General features: G+C 42.9%; 5 tRNA genes and 1 rRNA gene. All 6 read left to right on the top strand.

The window, feature by feature from the left end:
* Positions 1-75: ribosomal RNA gene (gene rrf, locus GKG01_RS09005) — 5S ribosomal RNA — on the top strand; the annotation flags it as partial.
* 194 nt (positions 76-269) lie between these two features.
* Positions 270-344 (top strand) — tRNA-Asn (locus tag GKG01_RS09000).
* A gap of 3 nt (positions 345-347) precedes the next feature.
* Positions 348-436 (top strand) — tRNA-Leu (locus GKG01_RS08995).
* Positions 437-440: 4 nt separating this feature from the next.
* Positions 441-517 (top strand) — tRNA-Met (locus tag GKG01_RS08990).
* A gap of 26 nt (positions 518-543) precedes the next feature.
* Positions 544-620 (top strand) — tRNA-Met (locus tag GKG01_RS08985).
* A gap of 488 nt (positions 621-1,108) precedes the next feature.
* Positions 1,109-1,183, top strand: a tRNA-Glu gene (locus GKG01_RS08980).
* Position 1,184 lies beyond the last annotated feature (1 nt).

Here is a 1,184-nt window from a genome sequence, read left to right as displayed (position 1 = left end):
AACACAGAAGTTAAGCCTCTTAACGCCGATGGTACTACGATGGAAACGTCGTGGGAGAGTAGGTAGTCGCCAAACAAAGAAATTAAAGTTTGATTACTAAAGGAAAATTTAATAATTCCATTCGCTCAGCCTCACTTCAGAAATCTTCTTTTTTAAAAAAGCAAAATGAAGATTTCCTCGTTCGAAGCGTCGCTCATGGAAAACATTAAATTTTCGAAAAAAGTAATCAAACTTTAAAAAGCGAACACCACTCATAAGAGTGGTAATATTCCTAGGTAGCTCAATGGTGGAGCACTCGGCTGTTAACCGATAGGCTGTGGGTTCGAGTCCCACCCTGGGAGCCAAATGCCGGGGTGGCGGAACTGGCAGACGCACAGGACTTAAAATCCTGCGGTGGTAAAACACCGTATCGGTTCGATTCCGATCCTCGGCACCAATAACGCGGGATAGAGCAGTTTGGTAGCTCGTCGGGCTCATAACCCGGAGGTCGTAGGTTCAAATCCTGCTCCCGCAACCATACATACACAACAAATCATATAATATGGCGGAGTAGCTCAGATGGCTAGAGCACACGGTTCATACCCGTGGTGTCAGGGGTTCGATTCCCTTCTCCGCTACCAATTTTTTATTAAACTATGTGTTATTTGAAAATTAAATTACCCTTGGCATTAAGTTTATGGTCACAGCGGTTCTTGACCCTAACCCAAATTACGAAGTAATTTGTTGGTAGGTCAAATGTCACGAAATAGAGATCTTTGATTTCGTGCTGAAGCTGACCCTTGACCCTAACCCAAATTACGAAGTAATTTGTTGGTAGGTCAAATGTCGCGCAATAGAAATCTTTGATTTCGTTATGTAGCGACCAAGACATTTGCAGCGAAGCTGCAACCATACTTTCACAATTTAATACAATATATTTAAACTTGAATAATATGGCCCTATGGTCAGCAGATAGTTTCTGCCAATCGGCTAACGCCTCTTGGGAAACTAGTTGCATCAGACCTTCCATCAATTAGCTGTCGCTAATTGGGATAGGTCTAGAAAGTGGTAACCGCAAGGTTATGAATTGTAGCCAATAAAATTTAATAAAACATAAATCATAGAATTAGGCCCTATGGTCAAGCGGTTAAGACATCGCCCTTTCACGGCGGTATCCCGGGTTCGAATCCCGGTAGGGTCACCAG

The sequence above is a fragment of the Finegoldia sp. BIOML-A4 genome, assembly GCF_009679635.1.
Lineage (GTDB): Bacteria > Bacillota > Clostridia > Tissierellales > Peptoniphilaceae > Finegoldia > Finegoldia magna.
The sequence above is the reverse complement of the archived record's forward strand: the minus strand, read 5'-3'. Positions and strand labels throughout refer to the sequence as shown.